General features: G+C 33.7%; 1 protein-coding gene. It reads right to left on the bottom strand.

The genetic code is table 11. The features are described from left to right. The coding region (locus tag SB658_RS24205) for a DinB/UmuC family translesion DNA polymerase (RefSeq protein WP_486308213.1) at nt 1-270 on the bottom strand (270 nt) is incomplete at both ends.

Genomic DNA, 270 nt, shown 5'->3' on the forward strand with positions numbered 1-270 from the left:
GTATATGAAACAGCTCGTAAGATCGCTTTAGATCCATATTTATTTCTTATCCCGGCCATAACAAATCCAAGCTTCCTTCTCTTCTCATTATCCTTTTCAAACAGACTTAATTGTTGATTCACATCGTCTTCAATATTGGATAAAGTAACTGAAATACTTCTTACTGTTTTTCCTGTATAGAACTTATCAAACAAAATCAAGCAGTATCGATAAATGTCCATTGTTATATTCGTGGGAAGATCAATTGTTTTAGATCGGTGAAATCCACCG

It is taken from the genome of Bacillus sp. SIMBA_008 (genome assembly GCF_046535495.1).
GTDB lineage: Bacteria > Bacillota > Bacilli > Bacillales > Bacillaceae > Bacillus > Bacillus subtilis.